Below are 21844 nucleotides of genomic sequence, written 5' to 3'. Positions count from 1 at the left end.
GAGACTGCCATGACCATGACCATGAAAGAGCTTGTCGAGGACGCCCGCAGCCGTGTGATGGCGGTCTCGCCCACTGACGCCGCACGGGCGGCCGAACAGGGCGATCTTGTTCTCGACGTGCGCGAACCGGCGGAATTGGAAACCGACGGGCGGGTGCCGGGCGCGTTGCATGTGCCGCGCGGCATCCTGGAAACCCGCGCCGATGCCACCGCTGCGACCGCTGTCTCGCAACTGACCAGCATGCGCGGCACGGGCCGGGTGCATGTCCTGTGCGCCTCTGGTGGACGCGCGGCGCTGGCCGCCGATACGCTGCGCGTCATGGGGTATGATGCTGACCTGATCGAAGGCGGCCTAACAGCCTGGAAGGCCAACGGCCTTCCCGTCGAGGGCTGAGACATGGCCGGGCTGGCGCGCTACCTGCCCATCCTGAACTGGGGGCGTGCCTATGACCGGCACGCCTTCGTCAGTGATGGGATGGCAGCGGTGATCGTGACGATCATGCTGATCCCTCAGTCGTTGGCCTACGCCATGCTCGCGGGCCTGCCGCCCGTCATCGGCCTCTATGCCTCGATCCTGCCGCTGCTCGTCTACGCCCTCCTTGGCAGCAGCCGCACCTTGTCGGTGGGTCCCGTGGCGGTCGTCTCGCTTCTGACCGCCACGGCGGCCGGCAGCATCGCCTCTCCCGGGAGCCCGGAATATATTGCCGCAGCGCTGGCGCTGGCGCTTCTGTCAGGTCTGATCCTGCTGGCGATGGGGATCTTCCGCCTCGGCTTTGTTGCAAACCTGCTGTCGCACCCGGTTATTTCCGGCTTCATCACCGCATCCAGTCTGCTGATCGCGGCCGGCCAGTTGAAGCACGTTCTGGGTACGCAGGCGCAAGGGCATACCTTTTTTGAGATGCTTCCGTCTCTGATAGGAGGTATTGGCGACACGCATCTGCCGACACTGGCGATCGGGGCATCAGCGACTGCTTTCTTGTTCTGGTCGCGCAAGTCTCTCAAGCCAACGCTCCGGGCCCTGAATGTCCCGGAAGGGATCGCGGTCCTTCTGTCCCGAACCGGTCCGGTGATGGTCGTTATCGCCTCGATCCTAATTATCGTCGGGTTGGATCTCGACGCTAAGGGCGTGGCCGTGGTCGGGGACGTCCCCCAGGGTTTGCCCCCCTTGTCACTCCCGGTTCTGGACCTGTCGCTCTGGATCATGCTTCTGCCGGCTGCCACGCTGATCGCCCTGATCGGGTTCGTGGAGTCGGTGTCTGTGGGGCAGACCCTCGCCGCCAAGCGGCGCCAGTCCATCAGCCCGGATCAGGAGCTGATCGGCCTGGGCATGGCCAGCCTGGCCGCGGCATTTTCGTCCGGCTACCCGGTCACGGGCGGTTTCGCGCGGTCGGTGGTCAACTTCGATGCGGGGGCCCAGACCCCGGCGGCCGGGGCATTCACCGCTGTCGGCATCGCCTTGGCCTCGCTGTTCTTGACGCCGTTGCTGTTCCACCTGCCGATTGCCGTTCTGGCTGCGACGATCATCGTGGCCGTCCTGAGCCTGGCCGACTTCGGCGCCTTGGCCCGGACCTGGAGATATTCGCGGTCGGATTTTGCGGCGTTGTCAACCACGCTGCTGGTCACCTTGGGCGGAGGCGTTGAGACTGGGATCACTGCCGGCGTGGCGGTCTCGGTCCTGCTGCATCTCTGGGCGACATCACGCCCGCATATCGCGGTGATTGGCCAGGTGCCTGGCACGCAGCATTTTCGCAATGTTCTGCGGCACGATGTGGTCTGCACACCGGAGATCCTTGGACTGCGCATCGACGAAAGCCTGTTTTTCGCCAATGCCCGCGCCATCGAGAATGTCATTCAGCACGAAGTCGCGGAGCGCCCCGACCTGCGCCACGTCGTGCTGAACTGCGCAGCAGTCAACAGCATCGACGCGAGCGCCCTCGAAAGTCTGGAATTGGTCATGCATCGTCTCGAAGACGCTGGCATCCGCCTGCACCTGTCCGAGGTCAAGGGCCCGGTCATGGACCGCCTGAAGCGCAGCGACTTCCTCCCGCACATTACAGGGGAGGTGTTCTTGTCGCACTACCAAGCTCTTGAGGCCCTCGCTCCCCAAGCGATACAGGCCGCCAATCATGGCGGACTGTAAGGAATGTCGCATTCAAGGTCACGGTGGGGTAGTCGCAGCACAGGCCACCGTGACCAGACAGTTTACTCGACCATCGCGATGGCTTCGTCCATCCGTTCACGGGCTTTCTTGGGCATCTTGGCAGTTTGAGCGACGTCCAAATTGGTCGCTTCGCCTACCTGTATCAGGCCTACCATACCCATCGCGTAATGGGGGGTGCACTTGATGCCATAAAGGCCGGGCTCGGTTACCGTCAAGGTGTACTCCTCGTTGATCTTGCTCCTAAAGGACTCGACCCCTTCCGGAAGGATTTCTTTTATAGATTCAACGTTGTGGCCTTTGTCTGTCGGCATAAAAGTAATGGTATCGCCTGGCTCGGCCTTCACGTAGGCAGGCTCAAACACCATTGCCCCAGCTTCACCCTTGTTCAGCATCTTGACCTGATGGTCAGCGGCATAGCCAGTACCAGCAAGAGCCAGAACGATTGCAGGAGCGGCAAAAAAGGAAAGAAATTTCATCGGACATATCCTTTGTTATGGTTCAGCATAGGCAAGGTCTGGCGGGAGCGATGACACGCTTTCAAAGGCAGGACTGCGTTGGTTCGATCCGGTGGAGATTAGCAGTCAGTTCACGGGAGCGACGGCGGTCCCGTCCTCGGTGGCGGCGTCCGGCGCTGCAGAATCGTCGCCCGGCGTCACGTCAAGAACCGATGCGTTCATGGTGATCTCGACGGATTCCTTGCAATTTTCCATACAAGGCTCGGCGGTAAAGATCGGATACTCAACGTCGGCCCGGTCATCTTCGACAAAGCCGGCGGCATTGGGCATCTCGATTTCGGTGAAGTTGTCTTTTGATAGGACGAAGTCGTCCTCGACCAGTGCGTTGGAGTACAGAAGATAAGCCGTAATCGCATATGTTTCGTCGGCGGTCAGGATCTGAGCGTTCCCGAACGGCATCGAATGGTGAACATAATCCCAAACAGTCGAAAGATACGGCCAATAGCTGCCGACAGTCTTTTCAGGATCGGCACGGTCCAATGTTCCCTCGCCGCCCGACAGAGCCGGCCAGTTATCAAGGCCCTCGGCGAAGTCGCCATGGCAGGCAGCGCAATGTTCGAGATAGCGTTCTTCCCCCGTTGCAACGTCTCCAAACCCTTCCGGCAGACCGGTCCCATCGGGGCTGACGTCTTTATCCCATGCAGCTACCTCCTCAGGAAGTGCAGGTCGGCCAAGGCCGAAAGACTGCACCGCGGCGGGTTCAGCATCGGTTTGCGGGACCTGTGTCTGTGCCGCAGCCGAACTCGCGGCCAAGACGATCAGCAGGGCCGCGGCTTTACGAGACTTCAACATTTTCCGCGCTTCCGTCTTTCTTGATCCACCAGGTCTGGATGGCGTTGTTGTGATATATCGAATTCTCCCCGCGGATTTCGCGCAACGCGGTCTTGGTCGGCTGGACATACCCGGTGTCGTCCACGGCGCGAGATTGCAGGAGCATCTCCTCACCGTTCCAGACGTGATCCAGATAGAACCGGGTCATCGCCATCGGTGCCCCGGGTTGGGCCAGGCGGGCGGCTGACCAGTTCTTTCCCCCATCCGTCGAAACATCCACTCGTGTGATGGCCCCGCGGCCGGACCAAGCCAAGCCAGTGATGACCATTGGCCCGGGACCGTGCTTGATCCCGACCTGGGGGCTGGGGGCGGTCACCACAGATTTGGCGTCCATCACCCACGTCCACTTGCGCGAGATCCCATTGGCCAGTGTGTCGGTATATTTCGACGTCTCCTCGCGGCTTTCTACTGGGCCGGCCGTTACCTCAATGCGGCGCAACCACTTAACCCAAAGGTTGCCTTCCCAGCCTGGAACGACCAGACGCGCAGGATAGCCATGTTCCTTGCGCAATGCCTCGCCATTGGCTTTGAAGGCTACCATCACGTCGTCCACGGCCTTCTCGATCGGGATCGAACGGCCATTGGAGGAGGCGTCCGCCCCTTCAACAAAAATCCATTTTCCTTCCAGTTTCACGCCAGCTTCCGCAAGAAGCGTCTTCAACGGGACTCCCACATATTCCATGTTGTGGATCATACCATGTGTGAACTGGGACCCGTTCAGCTGGGCCCCTGCCCATTCCATGCCTGAATTGGCAGCGCACTCGCAGAAGTAAACCCCCTGAGAGCGGGGGAAGCGCTCCAAGTCCTCGTAGGTGAAGATCAACTCACGCTCGACAAGGCCATTGATCATCAGTCGATAATCCGGCTTTGCGAGCTCGATAGCGCCTGAGTGATGCCTTTCGAAGGCACAGCCTGCAGGTGTGATCGTTCCGTCCAGTTGATGAATAGGCGTGAAATTGATCGAACTGATCGTATCAGCGGTCAGCCATGACACATTCCGACGAATAACATCGGATTCAAACCTGATCGGCATGCCATAGGGAGAGGCGTCGACACCATCCCCCAAATAGCGGGCCCAGTCTTGAACTTCGGTGATCAGCGGGTCGGGTCCGCCTTGCGCGCGTGCCATCGTCGCGATCGCAGGAAGGGCTACGCCCGCAGCCAGACCCGCGCGCATGAAGCCGCGGCGGCTGGTCAGTCCTGATTGTCCGGTCATGGGGCGACCTCCTTCATAGTCCCTTGATACTGATGTTAGACGTCTTCGTCGGGGCAAGTGCGCCGTCGGATTTCCGAATATGCTCCTCGACAACATCCCAGATTTGCGGTCCTTCAGTGCCCTCATTGACCGAGGCCCAACCGCCAACCACATAACTGTGCGACGGGTCAATCAAGGCGTCGTTCTTGAGCAGGCGTAGGTTGGTGATGCGGCTTCCCATCTGGGCGTTTGGGTCGATCGTGTAGGCAAGGCCCCCGACCCGGACCATATCTCCGCCCTGCTGGTAATAGGGATCCTTGTTGAAGATGTTGTCGGCCACGTCCTCCATCACCGTTTTCAGGGTCTCACCCGTCATTTCTGTGCGGTAGCACTGGCCATAGGTCATTGAGGTGACTGAATGGATGTCCTCCCGCGTAATATTGCCAGGGAGGACTGAAGCACCCCAACGTACGCCCGGAGACAGAGCAATTTCGGCGTCTCGCTCTTTAAGGATCCCGTCGCAGATCACATCGTCCCAAGTACCATTGAAGTTGCCCCGGCGATAAAGAAGCCTGTCAGTCTGTCCGACGACCGTTTCCAGATCTGCCTTGAAGGGCGCGCGAATCTCCTCGATCAGCGATGACATTTCGGCGTCAGGGGCAATCACGTCAGAAAAGACTGGGATCAACTTGTGGCGAAACCCCATCATCCGGCCGTCTTGCACATCGAGATCGACGCGGCTAACGAATTTGCCATGGCTTCCCGAGGCGATAATGATCGTTTCGCCGACCAAGACTGGCTCGGGCACGGCATCATGGGTGTGCCCCGACAAGATCACGTCAATGCCTTTTACCCGGCCTGCCATCTTGTGATCGACATCAAAGCCATTGTGCGACAGGCACACGACGAGATCAACATTCTGGCTGCGCAACTCATCGACCACCTCCTGCATCCGCTCTTCGCGAATGCCGAAGCTGTATTCGGGAAACAACCATTTTGGGTTGGCGATCGGCAAATACGGAAAGGCCTGACCTATCACGCCGACAGAAAGCCCGCCTTTGTCGTAGATCTTGTAGGGCTCGAAAGCAGGCTCGTCCCACTCCGCATCATAGATATTGGCACCAAGAAACGGGAAGTTGCATTTTTCGATCAGTTCCTTGACCCGTTCAGTGCCAAAGGTGAACTCCCAATGGCTAGACATCGCTTCGACACCCAACAGGTTCTGAACCCGGACCATGTCCTCGCCCATGGTCTTAAGGCTAGTATAGCTGCCATGCCACGTATCGCCGCCATCCAACAGGATCGAATTCGGGCGAGCTCCGCGGATCGCCTTGACGATCGTGGCAATCCGGTCGAACCCACCCATGCGGCCATAGGTTTTTGCCAATGTCTCAAATTCAGGATAAGTAAGGGCATAGGCTTCAGGGCTGCCGGGGGCGATCCCGAACATCTTCTGGAAGGCGTGGCCCACGACATGCGGAACGCGGCCCGCGGCCTCGCCGACTCCAATATTGGTATCCGGTTCACGGTACCAGACAGGCCGCAGATGCGCATGGACATCAGTAACATGGATCAGCGTGAGATTACCAAAATCATCGAACTGCAGAAGTTGATCCTGTGTCAGCGTCTGCTGAGCTATTGCGCGTGACCAGTTTGATATACCCAGCCCGGCTAAAATCGCCGATGTCGCCAGCCCAGCCTGTAGAAATTCCCTGCGTGATGACACAGTAACCTCACTATATTCGGATATTGCATACGTAAGGCACGACATTTCGCCGAGCCCCGACATTGCTGCTGTTCAATGTCGGACTGCGGGGGTTTCCACCAGTAATCCAAGTCCGCGTGAAGCCACATAAAGCTCAAGCTCGCGAAACTCCTGGCTACCAGCTTCGAAAGGAACACCGCGCGTATCGCGCACGCAGCCCACGAAGCGCTGATGGGTTGACACCGCCCCCTGATCTTTAAGCCGATACAACGGGAAGCCGTTAATTTGCCCTTGGCTGAGATGATCAGACCGAATATAATTTCCAAAATTGTCTTCGTGGCAGTTGGCGCATGACATTTCCAACTGACCATAGCGGGTATAATACATGTCCTTGCCCTTCTCCCAGAAAGGCGCAGCATCACCGTCTATTTCTACCGCGACGGGCATCCCGCGTGACTGCACGCCAATGGCGGCAGTCATATTCTTCATTTCTTGACTGTTCCAGCCCCAGGGCTCGGCACCCATACGGTTGGTCCGGCAGTCGTTGACATAATTTTCCAGAGACCAAAGTTCGCCCTCGGGAGTCACCTTGGGCAACTCCGCGCGTAGGCCTTTCATGCTGTCCTCGATTTCATTATGACAATCAGCACAGGATTTTTCTGCGGTTCCCTCACGCGTGTTCCATGCTTCAATTCCCGCATCCACGAACAAGAACATCGGATTGTCGAAGTCATCCTTTTGCATCGCCCGGGTCTCGGTGTCGCGGAACAGCCAGCCGGAATAGATCGTATCACCGACTGCGCCATCAAGATGCGGGGGCGCCGGTGCCTCCGTAGCGATTTCTTCCTCGCCATTGACGATCAACTGATCGTCCTTAACCGGCTCAGCAGACGCACTGGAGGCAATGAACGCGAAAGTAGCCGCCGCAAGGCTGGTTGCCATTTTCGAACTGCGAGGCAGTTTCATGGTACTGTAGTCCTCCCTGGCGATGGCGACACGCGTATCTTGCTTCATGACGCCGGTTAATTTGAGCTTGTGTTCTATGTTCAGGAAACCTCGACCTGGTGCGCGTCCTCGTAGATCGAGCCATCGTCGTCATACCAGGTGAACTTGAACTCGCCTGTTTCAGGTACCTTCGCATCGAACTCGAAATAAGGGTTTGTGCTAATTGCCGGTTCAAGCGTGGAGTCCAGAACCAGCTGTCCATTAAACTCAACGGTGAAGCGGTTGATGATCGAGCGCGGGATCGTTTTCCCGTCCTTGTCCTTGCGTTGACCAGATTCCATCGGATGCGAAATCAAGGTCTTGATGGTAATGACCTCATCCTTCGAGGCGGTCTTCGGGACGCGGACGCGCGGTTTGACGTTTTCTGCCATCTTCCTGTTCCTTGTATTTAAATTAGCCGCCGCAACCGCCGATGGTGACTTTCACATTGGCAGCGGTACGCACAAAGCTGCCGTCAGCCAGCTTGGCAATTGCGACAACATCTTGGGTTTTGGCGAGACGGATGCGCGTCGCTGCAGCCTGTTTTGCAGCCAACGGGCCAAAGCTAAACTTCGCCACACCTGGCGTCGGGTTTTCCGCGGCAATCAGCAGTATCTCAGATGCCCCTGCTGCCTCGACTGAAATTGGCACCGTGTTGCCGTTTTCGGCAATTTCGGGCGCAGTTAGCTTCACAGCGTCGCCCTCGGTCACATCGGCGCCACCGGTAAATTCGGCGATCATCTCGTCAGCAGTCTGGACGGGCGCCGCTGCGGCATCCTGGGCCCGCACCGCCATCGGTAACAATGCCAATCCGGCAAGGCTAGCGCTGGCGGCCAGAACCCCGCGTCGTGAAATGAGCATAGTTTCTTCCTTCTTTGTTGCGATCTAGGCGCCCCTTTCGGGAGACTGCTGATTCATTCGCTGAGCGTCATCAGATAAGCGACGACATCCTCGACCTGCTGGGCAGAGAGTATCGGCTTGATGTCTTCGGGCATCTCCGGCGGCTTTGCCGTGTAAGCGACTCCGGGACGGATGAACGGGCCTACCTTGTACATTCCGGGCATGAAGGATTCAGGAAAAATGCGCTTCGCATCAACAACAATCCCTCGCAGTTCAGCCTCGGTCCAGCGATCTGCCACACCGTCAAGTTGAGGGGCGATATTGCCTTGGAATGGTACGTCAGGCATGGCCTCAACGGCATGACATGCGACGCAGTTGCCCAAGGCATTTGTCGCCATGATCACCTCGCCCTCATCTGGGTTGCCCGGCGTGTCCGTCAACGACTCTTGGATCGACCCATCTTCGGCCCAAAGCACTTGGTCCGGCGCGATCTCAGCCATTGCGGCCGCGCCGATGCCGGCAACGACAAATGTAAGCAAAAAAATACGCTGCATCCGCCCCCTCCCAAAAGGCGCGAAAGCCGCCGTCACTTGCGACTCACGCATTGATCACTTTAGGATCTTTGAGCTTCGAGGCAATGCTAATATTGCAATAACTGAATATTTAGTGGACGTTCTGGCTCAAGGGCTTGGGTCATTACAAAAGGAGACCGATGAGCGGATCGGAAAATATCGCGCGCTTCAGCTTGGGAAATCTGCTGTTCGGTCGGGAGGATGCCCGTGCGCCCCGCTCGGCTGCCGTCCACGCAGAATCAGCAGCCTGCTCGGCAGCAATCGAGGAGGCTGCTAACATTTTCAAAGCATTAGGGCACGAGGGCCGGCTTTTGATCCTGTGTCATCTCGCACAAGGGCCGAAAAACGTCGGAGAGCTCGAAGGAATGCTGGATGCGCGGCAGTCGGCCGTCAGCCAGCAGCTTGCGCGGCTTCGCATCGAAGGGCTGGTTACGGCGCGCCGGGACGGCAAGACAATTTTCTACTCGCTCAAGGATCCGCGCATTGGCGAACTGCTGATCTGTTATGCACGCCTCTTCGGCGACAAAGATAGTCAAAGGTGGTGATCGGTGTAGCCTTAGCAACGGATGTTGCGGCAGGTCTCCAAGCCGGAACCGTCGGGCTCGGCGTTGGCATCCTTCTAGGGCTATGCGCGCGGCTTGGCGATTTTTGTACACTCGGTGCGCTGGAAACGGCGTTGATCGGCCATGATTATCGCCGTCTTCATATCTGGAGCCTTGCTCTCGGTGTCGCCATTATATCGACCCATTTGGCCGATGCGTCGAACATGATCGACATCGGCCGCACCTTGTATCACACCCTCGCTTGGAACCCGGTGGCCAGCGTCGCGGGCGGCTTGCTGTTCGGCTATGGCATGGCCATGGCCGGAAACTGCGGCTTTGGAGCCTTGGTGCGGGCCGGCGACGGTGATATCCGCTCCATCTTGATCGTGGTGGTTTTGGGGATCGCCACCTACGCCACGCTTGCAGGGCCGCTGGCCCCATTGCGAGCCTTCATCTTTCCTCAAACCGAGCAGGCCGGGCGGTCCGGGATCAGCGAAGGGCTATCTTCTATAACCAGTCTTGACCCTACCTGGCTTGCCGCCGCCCTGGGTTTGCTTCTGATCGTGACTGGGATGCGCCATCCGCAGGTGCGCACCTCAGCCTTGACGGTAACCTGCGCCGCCGGTGTGGGCATGTCGGTCATGCTTTCCTTCCTCGGCACCACTCAAATAGCCGAGTACAGCATGGACGCCGTTCTTGTAGAGGGTCCCTCTTATACCGCGCCGGTTGGACGCTCGATTCTGTATCTAATGACCGCGACGGGGACGGCGCCATCGTTCTCGGTGGGGCTGGTGTTTGGTACACTTGCTGGAGCAGTAGCGGGATCGCTGTGGCGGCGAAGCTTCCGATGGGAGGCCTGCGACGATCCACGGGAACTGGGCCGCCAATTGGGAGGTGCGATCCTGATGGGTGTCGGCGGTGTCATTGCGATGGGCTGCACCATTGGCCAGGGCCTGACCGCTACTGCCTTGCTCGCGTGGTCAGGCCCTGTGACCCTGCTTTCAATTGGCGCTGGAGCTTGGGTGGGCCTGCAGCGGCTGCTCATGCCCGGCGATTTGTAAAGCTCCTGCTGTCGGCTGGAGCCGTTGGCTGCCACCTTCCGCACAGTTATTTAGTCCCACTATCAACCAGCTTAGTCAGCATTTCGTTAACTGGCATCATTGTCTTGCCAGAATAATAGCGATGGCCAACCGTTATTTTGTTTGGTTCGTCTGCCGTTTCGTAGACAAAGATGGTATAGGGGCAGTGCTGGATGTTAGCTAGATCGGCTTCCATGACCTCTCGAGACACCAACGCCGAACAAAAGCTGAAGATGTCGGCATTGGTAAACAGATCCTTGGATCCACCAACATCGTCTTTGGTGCGCGCCAACATGTCGCCAACATGGCTGGTCAGATCGATCACCAAGCCCTCGTTTGTGATCGCTTGTTCCACTGCGAACGAAATATCGTCGAACGTCCCCTCAACTGTGCGAATATAAGTTTCGCCGTCCAAGCCCGGTGACGAGGCATCCTGCGCAGCCGCCTGTCCTTGAGACAAGGTGAACACCAAAAGTGCAGCCCAAGCCCCAAATTTTGCTGTGTCGTTCATCTGATCGTCTCTCCTGCTATTATGTGGCGTTGGAAACTAAGGTTTGGACCTTCCCGGAACGGACGAGGTCTCGTCAGTGGGCTTGGACAACGACCACCCAGCATCGTGCAGAAGGCGTTCCAAGAAAACCCAGAAGAATTCGTCGCCGGCATAGCCCTCGATCCGGCCAACCTCGGTTCCGCCGGACAGCAGCACAAAGGTGGGCGTGAAGACCGGAGGCCGCGCGGTCAGCGTCACGCCCTGCGGTAAAGGAGCATTGATGTCGAGCCGTTGAAGCGGAGCGGCTCGGCCCTCTGCAGTCTTGGGATAGGCAGGGCCAATCTCCTCATTCCACTGCCGACAATAGCTGCAACCATCGCGTTCAAACATGAGAAGCTGAAACTGCGCCGCAGCGGCTGCTGTGGCGACCATTGCCCATGCCACGATCAAGGCCACGATCATGGCGGAAGGGCGAAAATGGGCCGGACGCAGGATCATGGGCATGGGAACCACATTGACGAATGGAGATACGTATTCCAATATGATGATATAAAGGTGTCAATGCAAGCACGGTGAAGGCGGGGCACCCGACTAGCCGGATTTGCCGAAAGGTCGTCGATGCCTGAAATCACATGGGTCGGGGCTGCTGTCGCGGGAATACTGTCGTTTCTCTCCCCCTGCATCCTGCCGATGGTGCCGTTCTATCTGTGCTATTTAGCCGGGGTCTCGATCGCAGAGCTCCAGGGATCTGGGAGATTAGATTATCGCGCACAGCGGCGAATCGTCGTCGGCGCTATCGCGTTTTCACTTGGCGTCACGACCATCTTCGTACTGTTAGGTCTTGGTGCCACAGCGGCCGGATCGGCCTTTTCCCAGTGGCGAACTGAACTGTCTTGGGTCGCGGCTGCGATCTTAGGGCTGTTCGGCCTGCACTTCCTGGGCATCATCCGCATTCCGTTTCTTTATAGGCAGGTAAGAATTGAGTCCTCCGGCGATCCTGCGACATTGATCGGCGCCTATACTATGGGGCTGGCTTTTGGATTTGGCTGGACCCCCTGCGCGGGGCCGGCGCTTGCTGCCATCCTGTTTGTCGCCTCAGGGCAGGACAGCCTATGGCAGGGGGCCGCACTGCTGCTGGTTTATGGTCTGTCGATGACCTTTCCCTTCGTTCTCATTTCGTTCTTTTCCCGGCCGTTCATGTCCTGGGTGGCCCGCCACCGGCGAATGCTGGGCTTGGTCGAGCGGATCATGGGCGCCATGCTTATTCTGTTCGCCATCCTGATCGTCACAGATGGGGTAAATCGAATTGCCGCCGTCATGGTGGACAACATGGACTGGAGTGCAACAACGCGATGATGCAAATTGGTCTTGCCCTAAGCCTTGTCCTAGCGCTTCTGACGCCCCCGGCTTTGGCTGGTCGAATGCTCTTGAGGGATGACGGGCTGCACAAGCCAGACTGGCTGAAAAACAGCTTCAAGGTACTGACCGAAGACATTCAGGAGGCCGCCGAGGAAGGGCGCCACCTGCTGCTGATAGTGGAGCAGCGGGGCTGCATCTATTGCGCGCAACTGCATAACCAAGTGTTGAGTGACCCCCGCATCGACCGGATGATCCGCAAGCATTTCGACGTGGTGCAGGTTGATCTGTTCGGCAGCACCGAATTGACGGACATCGACGGTACGGTACTGACGGAAAAGCGGGCCGCTTCCAAGTGGGGCGTCACGGTAACCCCGATGCTGGTCTTTATGTCTCCCGTCCCCGCTACGGAGAAGGACGCTACCGGTGCCACCATCGCAGTGACCCCAGGAGTGCTGAAGGCCAATGATCTGTTAGCCGTTCTGGAGTGGGTCCAAACTGGCGGGCCGACTTCGAGCCAGAACGTCCGGGACATCCTGTCCCGTGAGTGATCACAAGAACCACTATGCTGCCATGATGACAGGAAGGTAATCGCCATGCACGTCACCCGTCGCTTTGTTCTGGCCCGGACGGCCGCGCTGATCTCGGTGTCCGCACTGCCGCTTCTGCCCCAACGTGGCTGGGCAGTCACCACTATGACTGCAGGCGATCTGCGCATCGATAGCCTCTCGGACGGGCATCTCGAGTTTCCGCCCGAATTCGCCTTTTCCATCATCCCGGAAGGTGAGCGCGACGAACTTTTGGCCAGCCTAAAGATTGATCCTCTGGCAATGGTTCACAGCTCGCTTAATGTCACGCTTTTGCGTCAGGGTGATCATATTGTGCTGTTCGACGTGGGTTCGGGCCCCGATTTCATGCCGACTGCAGGCAAATTGGCCGAGGCGCTTTCTCTTATCGATGTTTCACCCGAGGATGTGACCGATGTGATCTTTACGCACGGACATCCCGATCATCTATGGGGTCTTCTGGACGAGTTCGACGAGCCGCTGTTTCCCAAAGCCGCGCTGAAGATGGGAAAGGTCGAATTCAGTTACTGGACTGATCCTAGCACGATGGACACCATCAGCGAGGAACGTCAATCCTTCGCTGCCGGAGCGATGCGCCGGCTGACTGCAATCGGAGATCGGATGGAGCAGTTTGACGATGATGTCGAAATCCTGCCGGGCATCCGCGCCGTCCTGACGCCCGGTCACACACCAGGCCACATGTCCTTCGCGGTTGGAACACCACAAGAGGGCATTTTCGTGACTGGTGATTTTGTCACCTCGCTGACAGGTTTTGCGCGCCCGGACTTAGGAACCGCCACCGATCACGATCCCGAACTTGCGGCGCAGACGCGTGCGTCCATGCTTGCACGACTGGCGGACGAGGATTGGCAGATCATTGGCTACCACCTGCCGGACAGTGGCATCGGTCGGGTTCGCCGGAAGGGCCCAGCATTTTCTTTCGAAAGCGAAATATGAAGATGTGTCTTGAAGCACGAGTGATTGCAGCCGCGATGGTACTGGGCGGAACTGTCACGTTAGCGCAGGCCGATGATATCCCAGACAAGTATCCCGCTTCGGTGCTCTACAGTGCGCCCGTCGAGGTTGCTCCGGGTGTTTACAGTGCGATTGGCGCGACGCAGCCTCCGACTTACGAGAATGCGGGCCACAACAATAACTTGTCTTTCATCGTGACCGCGGACGGTGTGGCTGTGGTCAACGGCGGCGCATCTTGGAAGCTGGCTGCGGCCCTACACTCCGAGATCCGTAAGATTACCGACCAGCCTGTCAAGCTGGTTATAAACGAAAATGGCCAAGGCCATTCAATGCTGGGCAATAGCTATTGGGCTACGCAAAACATACCCATCTTGGCGCATAAAGACGCGGCTGCCGATTTCATTGATGTCAGCGGCCCCAGTGGACTGGAAGCCTTGAACGAATATGCCGGCGAAAACGCCGCCGGCACGAGAATTGTCGAGCCGACCGAACTCTTCAGTCACCGCAAAGATATCCAGATGGGTGACACAAAGATCGAGGTGCTGCACCTTGGTTCCGCCCATTCACCAGGTGACACACAGGTCTGGTTACCTGATAGCAAGGTGCTGATCGCGGGCGATATCGCATTTTCTGAACGGATGCCGCCGATCTTCGAGGGAACCTGCACCTTATGCTGGATCGAAACCTTCGAGACCAAGCTCCAACTGTTGGGTGCGGAAATCGTTGTTCCCGGTCACGGCGCGCCGACTGATTTAGCGACAGTGCGTCATGGAACAGTCGACTATCTGAAGGATCTGCGTGCCAAGATCAGCGAGCATATCGAAAGCGGCGGCGATCTGTCTCAAGCCTATTATGTGGATCAGTCCCAATGGGCTTACATGGACACCTTCGAAGAACTGGCCGCGAAAAATGCAGGTATGGTCTTTTCCGAGGTAGAGTTTGAATGAAACTGATAGTTATGGATCAGATCATACCGGCTTTGATGATGGGTTGGGTAGCCCCTTCTGACGGCACTTGTGCCACTGTGGTCCGGACAAGATCAGGAAGATTGAGCTGCAATGAACTCGCGGAGCAAGCCCATCTTCAGCCCTGAGTGGGGGTCGGTCTCGTTGTAATCTTCGATTACGTAAGGTTGCCTTAAGGTAGACCGGCCGTATGCGTCCAAAGGCCCCATGCAGGGCCCGATCATGCCCGACGTGACACTATTTCAGCTGAACGACAGCCATGGCTACCTAGAGCCGCATCCCGAACTGCATTGGACACCTGACGGTCCGGCTCTGACTATCATGGGCGGGTTCGCACGCATCGCAGGTGTGTTGAACGCGGCGCGTACAACCGCACCGGGTTCGGTGCTGGCCTTCGACAATGGCGACACCTTCCACGGAACCCCAACGCTTACTCTCAGCGAGGGCGAGGCCGCCGTGCCGATTCTGAATGCTCTTGGCTTGTCCGCGATGACGGGGCATTGGGATTTCGCCTATGGCCCTACGCAGACAGCACGTCTAGCAGGGATGCTAAATTATCCCTTTTTGGCTGCAAACTGCCACGCGCTGATCGACAAGGGCCTCCCTTTCCCGGCAACAACAGTATGCCGTGCCGGAGGGCTTTCAGTGGGCGTGATCGGCCTGGCCGCAACGATCCTAGACAAGACCATGCCGCCGTCGTTTTCAACGGGGTTGCGCTTTACCGATGGGATCGAGGAAACCCGCGCCCACGCGGCGCGCTTGCGGGCCCAGGGCTGCGATCTGATCGTGGTTCTATCCCATCTGGGGCTACCGCAAGATCGCGCGCTGGCGACGGCGGTGGATGGCCTCGACGTGATCTTGTCCGGGCACACACATAATCGGTTGGACCGACCATGGATCGTCAACAATACGATTTTGATCCAGTCTGGCTGTCACGCCAGCTTTCTTGGTCGCCTAGACCTGACGGTAGAAAGGGGCCGCATCATCAGGCACGATCATCAGCTGATCCCGATTAATCTGGATCTGCCCGAAGAGGCAGATGTGGCAGAGATGGTCACGCAAGCCGTCGCCCCGGTGGCCGGCATGCGGAGGTTTATTGTGGGACAGACCGACCAGATCCTGCATCGCGCCACTTGTCTGGACGCGCCCATGGACGACGTTCTGCTAGCAGCCATCGCACAGGCCGCGGACACCCAAATCGCGTTTTCCAATGGCTGGCGCTACGGTGCACCAATTCCGGCAGGCCCTGTGACCCTCCACGATCTGTGGTGTATCATCCCCACAACCCCGCCGATCGAAACGGTCGAGCTGAGCGGCTCCGAAATCATCGCCATGATGGAAGAAAACCTTGAGGCGACATTTGCTTGTGACCCGTTCGGTCAGCGTGGGGGTTATGTTAAACGATTCTGCGGACTGGACTTTAGCGTAAAACTGGAAAATCCCTCGAGCCACCGGATCGAACAGGCTTTTGGCCCGAATGGTCAGCCGCTGGCCCTGCAATCCCGGTATCGCGTCGCCTTTGTCACACTGCAGGCCGTTCCGTCAAAATATGGCACGGATCGCCGGAATACGGGCGTAACGGCCGTTGCAGCCTTGCTGGCATGGTTTGGGGTGAAGGCCCCTGTTCGTCCGGGTCGGATACGCATCGTCTAGTTCCCGGGCGCCGGTCAAGTGGCCTCCCGCGGAAAGATGGCGGCGGAATAGAGCAAGGCGCCGTGATGCTTTGACCCATTCCGCCCGGTGGGAGGTTGGATCTTAATATAACTAAGCAACTGTATCCCTCACGCGGTCGAAGGCGTCCACTTCTGACGACTTTTACGTAGGGGCACCTCGATTTTTGAGTTTTCCAGCCTTGGTTAGCGGGGTGGGCTGCTTGAGACGAGGATGACACCGCCAGCCGGCGTCCTTGCGCGCTATGGGGTTTCCGGTGCTGGGCCTGTCACGCGCAGCGTTTCGTGCCTCCTGGCCTGATTGCCGTGCCCCGGGGTCAGGCCGGGCACGGGTTCAGGCGGCGTAGCTGGCTGAGGCGGCGCATGTTGTAAGCCAGGTTCTTGATCCCGATCTTGGCCTTCGCTCAAACTATACCGATCGTGCGCACCAGCGTGCCGCCCATGTCGTTGGTCTGCGCACCGAAGATATGCGCGACCCGCGCGCGCACCGAGGATTTGGTCCGGTTACTGCCCTTGGCCTGTTCGGTCAGCGGCTTGCTGCGGTTGCCCTTACGGTGGATGTGGCTTTTCAGCTTCAAGGCGCGCAGCCTGGTTTCCATCTCCTCGGACAAATAGGCGGGATCAGCCCAGACCCCTGCCCCGGTATTGCCCCGCATCAGCAGGTAATCCACGGCCTGGCTGTCGTGCAGGGCAGCATCACTGATATGGTAACGCCGCACCAGCTTGTGCTTGCTGTCCATGTTCACATGGTTTTTGTAGCCGTAGTGGCTCTTGCCATGCTTGCTCGTCGGGAAAACAGTCCCCGGACTGTTTTCTGATCCTCCTCGCTCCAACGTGCATCAACATCCTTCTGTAACTGAGCCATCGTCAAACTCCAAGCCGCCGATCACCCTCATTCATTCCGCAGCAACACGGACCAAGCAATTTTTCGAGGTGCCCATAGGGCGTTAGCAAGGTTGATCAGTTTCCGGGGCACGGCCTCCACTTCCTGTCCCGGTCCTCATGAGGTGCTGCGCTTCGAGCTAATAGTAGAACATGGTTTGTGTGAAGCAGCCCAAGCATCAAGGAAGCAATCATCACCAGAGAACACGGGCTTGTATTTGTAAAACGAACGCTTTACATGCGGTGCATGAACAAGCAAAATGAGATCATTACCGGAGCGATGCGAACCTTCGAGACGCATGGGTTCCGAGGTATCGGCGTTGATGCGGTACTTGCCCCGTCAGGTGCTTCAACACGCACACTCTACAAGCATTTCGGGTCACGCGACGGGCTGGTTCTGGCTGTCCTTGAGCAGCGCCACCAAGCCTTCATGGACCGGCTGGCGGCAGCGCCGAACGGTGGCGTTGGAGGGCTGTTTGATGCGCTCTCTGTGTGGCTGGAAGAGTTCGGGGCAAGCGGCTGTATGTTGCTTCGTGCCCACGGCGAGTATGCAGGCAGCAACGTAGAAATCGTGGCTTGCGTGCGCCGTCAGAAGAACGAGTTTCTTGTCGAGTTCGCCCGACGGATTGAGCAAGCGCTTGGTCGAAAGGACGACACTTTGACACTCCAGGTCTGGCTGCTTTTCGAGGGGGCTACCGCCGCAGCAAGTGTCATGGGCCCTCAGGTGGTCGGCCCTGCCAAAGACGCTTCAGAGGCACTTCTGGCGTGGGCCTGCTCGGAATGACGCGAGTGGGTCCGCGCACGGCCAATCTGGTGGCGGTCGGCTTTGCACTGACCGCCCTGGCCTATGGGCTTGCGCGTTTCGCGTATGGCCTGCTCCTTCCTCAGATCCGGATCGAACTTGGACTGGGGACGGTGGCGGCCGGCTGGATCGGCAGCGCTGCTTTCGGCGCCTATTGCGGGGGCGTCGTCGCAGCATTCATGGGGGTGCCGAGATGGGGCGCCCGCGTGGTGGCCGTGGCGGCAGGGCTTTGCGCGACCGCAGGGCTTGGCCTTATGGGCATGGCAGGATCGGCCACCACGCTCGGCGTCGCCATGGGTTTGGCTGGGATCAGCACAGGCCTTGCCTCACCTCCGCTGGCAGCTGCGGTGGGACGGCATATACCGCAGGCTGGCCGACCTCGGGCGAATGGCGTGATCAATGCCGGGACTGCTGCCGGGATCATGCTTTCGGGTGTTGCCGCATTGGCCTTCGCGGCCGCTTGGCGCGAACTGTACCTGGGCTTTGCGGTGATCGCAGCTGCTGTCACCCTTTGGCTCTGGCAGGCGATACCGGGCGAGGAAACTACAAAGCCCTCGCCGGGCGCTTTCGACATGAGGCCGCGTGGACTCTTCTCGCTCTGTGTTGCCGCAGCCATGATGGGCGCGGCCAGCACTGCGATCTGGACCTTCGGGGCCGACATCCTGCGCGAACAGCTGCATTTTTCCGATCAACAGATCGCTCTGGCGTGGCTGGCGCTTGGCACGACGGGGCTTGTCAGCGTAATGACGGGCACTGCCACGGACAGGTTCGGCATTGCCGTCGTCAACCGGATGTCTCTGGTCCTGATGGGTCTCGGACTCGTAAGCCTGGCGGCCGGATCGTGGATGTCAGTTCTGGCCTTTGCGGCAATGGGACTATTCGGTGCAGGCTATATCGTCTCATGTGGGGCCTTGCTGCTTTGGGGCATCACCCTGTTTCCAGCGCGTTCCGATCTTGGGATAGGCCTACCGTTCCTGATGATCGCGGTCGGCCAGATGATTGGAGCGCCACTTTTTGGTGGACTGCTTGAGGCTACGGGAACCGCGGCAGCCCTGACCGGCGCGGCTGTCGTAATGGCCTGTGCCGCAATCCCTGCACCGCACAGCGCTCGCAAGGATGCGGGTGCGGGAAACCATCCTGAGCCAGCGAGCGTGACATAAAAAAAGGGGGTGGTTGAACCGTTGCCGGCTACAGCGACCATTATACTTGGTGGTAGTCAGATTTTTGCCATCGCCACAGTTATCGACGCTCTTGGAGGATGCCAAGCGCAGCGATTGACCGCAAAGGGATCTTCACGTCGAACTTCTAGAGACCGCAAACGTCCGCTTCTTATGCCAATCAGCTTGCCATGTTCAGTTACAGCAGTTGAGATGCTGAAAGAAAAACGAGCGGTTTTTATTCGATTCAGTTAGGCAGCGTTGGAAGCCATTGGCGGTGCCAGAAAACCCATTGTGGAAATTTATGGCACGTTGCAGGGCATGAATTGTCTTTTCTTGCGAGAACTGCGGTGCTTGTCGGCTGTACCAGGGTGTCGAAACGCAACGGTATCCAAACATGAGAGGTCACCCTGACCGTCCCCTCAACCGGCTTTCGGCCAGCAGGCCCTCCTCGTCGAGGATGGGGTGGGCCACGGCGATGAAATGAGCGTTGATCCGTTTTAGGTCGCGCAGGATGTCTAGGTGAAGGGACGATGTTTCCAGGCTCTGGCTGTTGCCGTCGCGCAGGCGGATCAGGTGGCGTTGCGCGGATTGCCGTTCCGAGTTCCGGATCTGAACCTTCTGCTCCATCATCTGCCGGGCCAGTTCGCTGTCGCGTGTCATGAAGATGGTCTGGGCGATCAGCAACGTCTCGCGGGTCATCAGGAACATCGTTTCCAGTTCATGATAGCCCGCATCTGAAAACCGCAGGCCAAGCCCGATCTTCTTGCGGACCCCGGCGGCCAAGCCCTTCTCGATGATGTCGCCGACATGTTCCAGATTAATGACGTAATCGAGGATGGTGATCGAGCGTCGGCGGTCCTCTTCCTCTGCATCGCGGCCAAGCCGGGACAGATAGGTCTTGACCTGCTGCTGTCGCAGATCAACCCGATCCTCGAGTTTCGACACCTCGGCAAGGGGCACTGGATCGCTTTTCCGAAAAGCCAGCATCGTCTGGTCCAGCATTCGGGCAATATCATCACCGATGGACAGCGCTTGTCGGCTGGCTCCGGCCAAGGCTAGCGGCGCCTGATCCAGGCTGGACTCGTCCAGCCATCGCGGCGTCTGATCCTCGGTCGGGGGATCGTCGGGCAGGCCGCGGCGCAGCATGCGGGCCAGAACGCCAGTGAAGGGCCAGATCAGCGCGGCAAGGGCGATGTTGAAGACCAGATGCGCCACGACGGCCAGACCCGCGACGGTGGGGGTAAGGTCGATGATCGCGCTCGCCGCCGCTTGCGCGAAGGGCAGGACTGCGAGGCATCCGACCGAACGGACCAGCAGGTTCCCGACCGTCAGGCGCCGCGCCTGCGCACTCGCCCCCGCCGTCATAAGGACGGGCGCGATCGCCCCGCCGATATTGGCCCCAAGGACCAGAACGACCGCCAGTCCCGCCGTCACATCCAACGACAAGACCAGCAGCACCGCCGCCAGCGAGGACGAGCAAAGCGCCGCGATCGCTGCCCCGAAGATCAGCGCCACCGGCCATGCGGCATCCAGCATCGCAAGGAAGGCTACCATGCTGGGGGCCTCGCGCAACGGTGCTGTGCCTTGGTTCAGCAGCGCCAGCGACACAAGCAACAGCCCCAGGCCGATCAGGGCCCGACCGGTCCCGATCAAGGCGGGCCGCTTTCTGCGGGCGGTCACCACCCCGGCAAGGATCAGCGCGGGAGCAAGCGCCGACAGACCGGACGAGACGATCAGCGCGGTTAACGCGGTTCCGACATTAGCGCCAAGAAGCACGATCTGCGCCATTCGACCGCCGATAAGCTTTCGATCGACAAAGGACGCCGTCAACATTGCGGTCGCGGTCGAGGATTGAAGCCCCAAGGTTGCCACCAACCCTGAGATAAAAGCGCGCGGCCCGGTGCGCGTCCCCAGTCCCAACGCCGCTTTCAATCGCAATCCGAACGCCGTTGTGATCCCTTCCCGTACCAGCCCAAGCCCGAACAGCAGCAAAGCGACCGCGCCACCGATTTGCATAAGTACGAGGATTGAGGCCATGTGACGTGCACCCCCTGAAAAGATAGATCAACCAACGCTGGATCAGATCGAAAGGTCAAGGGCGTCGATGTTGCCGAGTTCTGCGCCCGATCTGCCGGCTTCCAGCCGACAGGATCGTGCTAGGGACGGCCAATATGCTCACCAGAATCAGCCTGAATGCTGTCAACGATCCAAAGCCTGTCTGCGCCAGCAATGACTGGGTCTTGAGCCGTCGTAAGAACGATGACCGGCAGCCAGTCGCGACTGTCACACCGGAACCCGATGACCGCTGCAAGCATAGCCTGCCTTGCTGCCGCTGATGCCGCACCCGGCATCGACGATGACATCCTACAGTCCTGTCAAAGGAGCTGCCCATCAAACGGACGTTTTTCGGACGTATCCGAAGTTGTCCAGTATCCATCCGGTGAAGGCCGCTGTGACGTCAGATCTGATGGTCGCGTTCCATGGCGATCATCTCGAGCAGGTTTTCGACACCGAACGGAGTGAAGGCGAGCACCTCGACCTCGGTAGTGCCGTAG

Annotated in this window: 21 protein-coding genes and 2 pseudogenes; 11 read left to right on the top strand and 12 right to left on the bottom strand. The window is 58.7% G+C overall.

Annotated features, from left to right (window positions below):
- Positions 1 to 9: 9 nt before the first annotated feature.
- Together FA743_RS17065 and FA743_RS17060 are read left to right on the top strand one after the other, a co-directional pair.
- Positions 10 to 393 (top strand): rhodanese-like domain-containing protein, encoded by a 384-nt coding sequence (locus FA743_RS17065; RefSeq protein WP_211242309.1) that lies wholly within the window; start codon positions 10 to 12, stop codon positions 391 to 393.
- Between the two features lie 3 nt (positions 394 to 396).
- On the top strand, positions 397 to 2139 hold the full coding sequence (locus FA743_RS17060) for a SulP family inorganic anion transporter (RefSeq protein ID WP_136887282.1): 1743 nt from the start codon (positions 397 to 399) through the stop codon (positions 2137 to 2139).
- A gap of 62 nt (positions 2140 to 2201) precedes the next feature.
- Here the strand turns inward: FA743_RS17060 and FA743_RS17055 are convergent, their stop codons facing one another.
- From FA743_RS17055 to soxX, 8 genes and pseudogenes are all read right to left on the bottom strand, one after another.
- On the bottom strand, positions 2202 to 2636 hold the full coding sequence (locus FA743_RS17055; protein WP_136887281.1) for a pseudoazurin: 435 nt from the start codon (positions 2634 to 2636) through the stop codon (positions 2202 to 2204).
- 126 nt (positions 2637 to 2762) lie between these two features.
- Positions 2763 to 3467, bottom strand: a pseudogene (locus FA743_RS17050) (c-type cytochrome); the annotation flags it as partial.
- Positions 3451 to 4722, bottom strand: a complete 1272-nt coding sequence (gene soxC / locus FA743_RS17045) for a sulfite dehydrogenase (protein WP_136887279.1) — start codon at positions 4720 to 4722, stop codon at positions 3451 to 3453. The pseudogene FA743_RS17050 and the gene soxC, both read right to left, overlap by 17 nt.
- A gap of 13 nt (positions 4723 to 4735) precedes the next feature.
- Positions 4736 to 6427, bottom strand: coding sequence for a thiosulfohydrolase SoxB (soxB, locus tag FA743_RS17040; protein WP_136887320.1), 1692 nt, complete (start codon positions 6425 to 6427; stop codon positions 4736 to 4738).
- A gap of 72 nt (positions 6428 to 6499) precedes the next feature.
- Entirely contained in the window at positions 6500 to 7372 is an 873-nt protein-coding gene (soxA, locus tag FA743_RS17035; protein ID WP_211242308.1) for a sulfur oxidation c-type cytochrome SoxA, read from the bottom strand.
- Between the two features lie 80 nt (positions 7373 to 7452).
- A complete protein-coding gene (gene soxZ / locus FA743_RS17030) occupies positions 7453 to 7782 on the bottom strand; it encodes a thiosulfate oxidation carrier complex protein SoxZ (protein WP_136887278.1) in 330 nt (109 codons plus the stop codon).
- Positions 7783 to 7804: 22 nt separating this feature from the next.
- Positions 7805 to 8251 carry a thiosulfate oxidation carrier protein SoxY gene (gene soxY / locus FA743_RS17025; RefSeq protein WP_136887277.1) on the bottom strand — a complete coding sequence of 149 codons (447 nt, stop codon included), beginning with the start codon at positions 8249 to 8251 and terminating at the stop codon, positions 7805 to 7807.
- A 53-nt stretch (positions 8252 to 8304) separates the two neighbouring features.
- Entirely contained in the window at positions 8305 to 8784 is a 480-nt protein-coding gene (soxX, locus tag FA743_RS17020) for a sulfur oxidation c-type cytochrome SoxX (protein WP_136887276.1), read from the bottom strand.
- A 158-nt stretch (positions 8785 to 8942) separates the two neighbouring features.
- Between soxX and FA743_RS17015 the strand changes: the two genes are divergently transcribed.
- Together FA743_RS17015 and FA743_RS17010 are read left to right on the top strand one after the other, a co-directional pair.
- Positions 8943 to 9347, top strand: coding sequence for an ArsR/SmtB family transcription factor (locus tag FA743_RS17015; RefSeq protein WP_136887275.1), 405 nt, complete (start codon positions 8943 to 8945; stop codon positions 9345 to 9347).
- Positions 9341 to 10405: a YeeE/YedE family protein gene (locus tag FA743_RS17010; RefSeq protein ID WP_246055017.1), complete on the top strand. Its 1065-nt coding sequence runs from the start codon at positions 9341 to 9343 to the stop codon at positions 10403 to 10405. The genes FA743_RS17015 and FA743_RS17010 overlap by 7 nt, the downstream gene beginning before the upstream one ends.
- A gap of 46 nt (positions 10406 to 10451) precedes the next feature.
- Here FA743_RS17010 and FA743_RS17005 read toward each other — a convergent pair whose 3' ends face one another.
- Complete coding sequence (locus FA743_RS17005) at positions 10452 to 10934, bottom strand: DUF302 domain-containing protein (RefSeq protein WP_246055016.1); 483 nt, start codon at positions 10932 to 10934, stop codon at positions 10452 to 10454.
- A gap of 36 nt (positions 10935 to 10970) precedes the next feature.
- Positions 10971 to 11417, bottom strand: coding sequence for a thioredoxin domain-containing protein (locus FA743_RS17000; RefSeq protein ID WP_211242307.1), 447 nt, complete (start codon positions 11415 to 11417; stop codon positions 10971 to 10973).
- A 114-nt stretch (positions 11418 to 11531) separates the two neighbouring features.
- On the opposite strand from FA743_RS17000, the gene FA743_RS16995 reads away from it, so the two are divergent.
- The 5 genes from FA743_RS16995 (at position 11532) to FA743_RS16975 (ending at position 16428) form a co-directional block, all read left to right on the top strand.
- On the top strand, positions 11532 to 12269 hold the full coding sequence (locus FA743_RS16995) for a cytochrome c biogenesis CcdA family protein (protein WP_136887274.1): 738 nt from the start codon (positions 11532 to 11534) through the stop codon (positions 12267 to 12269).
- A complete protein-coding gene (locus tag FA743_RS16990; protein ID WP_136887273.1) occupies positions 12266 to 12820 on the top strand; it encodes a thioredoxin family protein in 555 nt (184 codons plus the stop codon). Before FA743_RS16995 ends, FA743_RS16990 begins: the two co-directional genes overlap by 4 nt.
- A 45-nt stretch (positions 12821 to 12865) precedes the next feature.
- A complete protein-coding gene (locus tag FA743_RS16985) occupies positions 12866 to 13792 on the top strand; it encodes an MBL fold metallo-hydrolase (RefSeq protein ID WP_136887272.1) in 927 nt (308 codons plus the stop codon).
- Positions 13789 to 14757, top strand: coding sequence for an MBL fold metallo-hydrolase (locus FA743_RS16980; protein WP_425467203.1), 969 nt, complete (start codon positions 13789 to 13791; stop codon positions 14755 to 14757). The genes FA743_RS16985 and FA743_RS16980 overlap by 4 nt, the downstream gene beginning before the upstream one ends.
- Positions 14758 to 14997: 240 nt before the next feature.
- Complete coding sequence (locus FA743_RS16975; RefSeq protein ID WP_136887271.1) at positions 14998 to 16428, top strand: bifunctional metallophosphatase/5'-nucleotidase; 1431 nt, start codon at positions 14998 to 15000, stop codon at positions 16426 to 16428.
- 334 nt (positions 16429 to 16762) lie between these two features.
- Here FA743_RS16975 and FA743_RS16970 read toward each other — a convergent pair.
- A pseudogene (locus FA743_RS16970) lies at positions 16763 to 17233 on the bottom strand (transposase); the annotation flags it as partial.
- 341 nt (positions 17234 to 17574) lie between these two features.
- Here FA743_RS16970 and FA743_RS16965 point away from each other — a divergent pair.
- Both FA743_RS16965 and FA743_RS16960 read left to right on the top strand, forming a co-directional pair.
- Entirely contained in the window at positions 17575 to 18111 is a 537-nt protein-coding gene (locus FA743_RS16965; RefSeq protein WP_136887270.1) for a TetR/AcrR family transcriptional regulator, read from the top strand.
- Positions 18093 to 19289 carry an MFS transporter gene (locus FA743_RS16960; RefSeq protein WP_246055015.1) on the top strand — a complete coding sequence of 399 codons (1197 nt, stop codon included), beginning with the start codon at positions 18093 to 18095 and terminating at the stop codon, positions 19287 to 19289. The genes FA743_RS16965 and FA743_RS16960 overlap by 19 nt, the downstream gene beginning before the upstream one ends.
- 402 nt (positions 19290 to 19691) lie before the next feature.
- Here FA743_RS16960 and FA743_RS16955 read toward each other — a convergent pair whose 3' ends face one another.
- Positions 19692 to 21305, bottom strand: coding sequence for a Na/Pi cotransporter family protein (locus tag FA743_RS16955; RefSeq protein ID WP_246055022.1), 1614 nt, complete (start codon positions 21303 to 21305; stop codon positions 19692 to 19694).
- Between the last annotated feature and the right edge of the window lie 539 nt (positions 21306 to 21844).

It is taken from the genome of Paracoccus gahaiensis, from assembly GCF_005048225.1.
In the GTDB taxonomy this organism is placed as follows: Bacteria; Pseudomonadota; Alphaproteobacteria; order Rhodobacterales; family Rhodobacteraceae; genus Paracoccus; species Paracoccus gahaiensis.
Note: the sequence above shows the minus strand (reverse complement) of the source record. Positions and strands in the feature narration are given on the sequence as shown.

Bases quoted from the DNA above. Each gene is read 5' to 3' on its own strand.
- FA743_RS16965 (WP_136887270.1), top strand. From the start codon at position 17,575: ATGAACAAGCAAAATGAGATCATTACCGGAGCGATGCGAACCTTCGAG.
- FA743_RS17055 (WP_136887281.1), bottom strand. From the start codon at position 2,636: ATGAAATTTCTTTCCTTTTTTGCCGCTCCTGCAATCGTTCTGGCTCTT.
- FA743_RS16975 (WP_136887271.1), top strand. From the start codon at position 14,998: ATGCCCGACGTGACACTATTTCAGCTGAACGACAGCCATGGCTACCTA.
- soxZ (WP_136887278.1), bottom strand. From the start codon at position 7,782: ATGGCAGAAAACGTCAAACCGCGCGTCCGCGTCCCGAAGACCGCCTCG.
- FA743_RS16990 (WP_136887273.1), top strand. From the start codon at position 12,266: ATGATGCAAATTGGTCTTGCCCTAAGCCTTGTCCTAGCGCTTCTGACG.
- FA743_RS16995 (WP_136887274.1), top strand. From the start codon at position 11,532: ATGCCTGAAATCACATGGGTCGGGGCTGCTGTCGCGGGAATACTGTCG.
- FA743_RS17005 (WP_246055016.1), bottom strand. From the start codon at position 10,934: ATGAACGACACAGCAAAATTTGGGGCTTGGGCTGCACTTTTGGTGTTC.
- FA743_RS17015 (WP_136887275.1), top strand. From the start codon at position 8,943: ATGAGCGGATCGGAAAATATCGCGCGCTTCAGCTTGGGAAATCTGCTG.
- FA743_RS16980 (WP_425467203.1), top strand. From the start codon at position 13,789: ATGAAGATGTGTCTTGAAGCACGAGTGATTGCAGCCGCGATGGTACTG.
- soxA (WP_211242308.1), bottom strand. From the start codon at position 7,372: ATGAAACTGCCTCGCAGTTCGAAAATGGCAACCAGCCTTGCGGCGGCT.
- soxY (WP_136887277.1), bottom strand. From the start codon at position 8,251: ATGCTCATTTCACGACGCGGGGTTCTGGCCGCCAGCGCTAGCCTTGCC.
- soxC (WP_136887279.1), bottom strand. From the start codon at position 4,722: ATGACCGGACAATCAGGACTGACCAGCCGCCGCGGCTTCATGCGCGCG.
- FA743_RS16985 (WP_136887272.1), top strand. From the start codon at position 12,866: ATGCACGTCACCCGTCGCTTTGTTCTGGCCCGGACGGCCGCGCTGATC.
- soxX (WP_136887276.1), bottom strand. From the start codon at position 8,784: ATGCAGCGTATTTTTTTGCTTACATTTGTCGTTGCCGGCATCGGCGCG.
- FA743_RS17000 (WP_211242307.1), bottom strand. From the start codon at position 11,417: ATGCCCATGATCCTGCGTCCGGCCCATTTTCGCCCTTCCGCCATGATC.
- FA743_RS17065 (WP_211242309.1), top strand. From the start codon at position 10: ATGACCATGACCATGAAAGAGCTTGTCGAGGACGCCCGCAGCCGTGTG.
- FA743_RS17060 (WP_136887282.1), top strand. From the start codon at position 397: ATGGCCGGGCTGGCGCGCTACCTGCCCATCCTGAACTGGGGGCGTGCC.
- FA743_RS16955 (WP_246055022.1), bottom strand. From the start codon at position 21,305: ATGCAAATCGGTGGCGCGGTCGCTTTGCTGCTGTTCGGGCTTGGGCTG.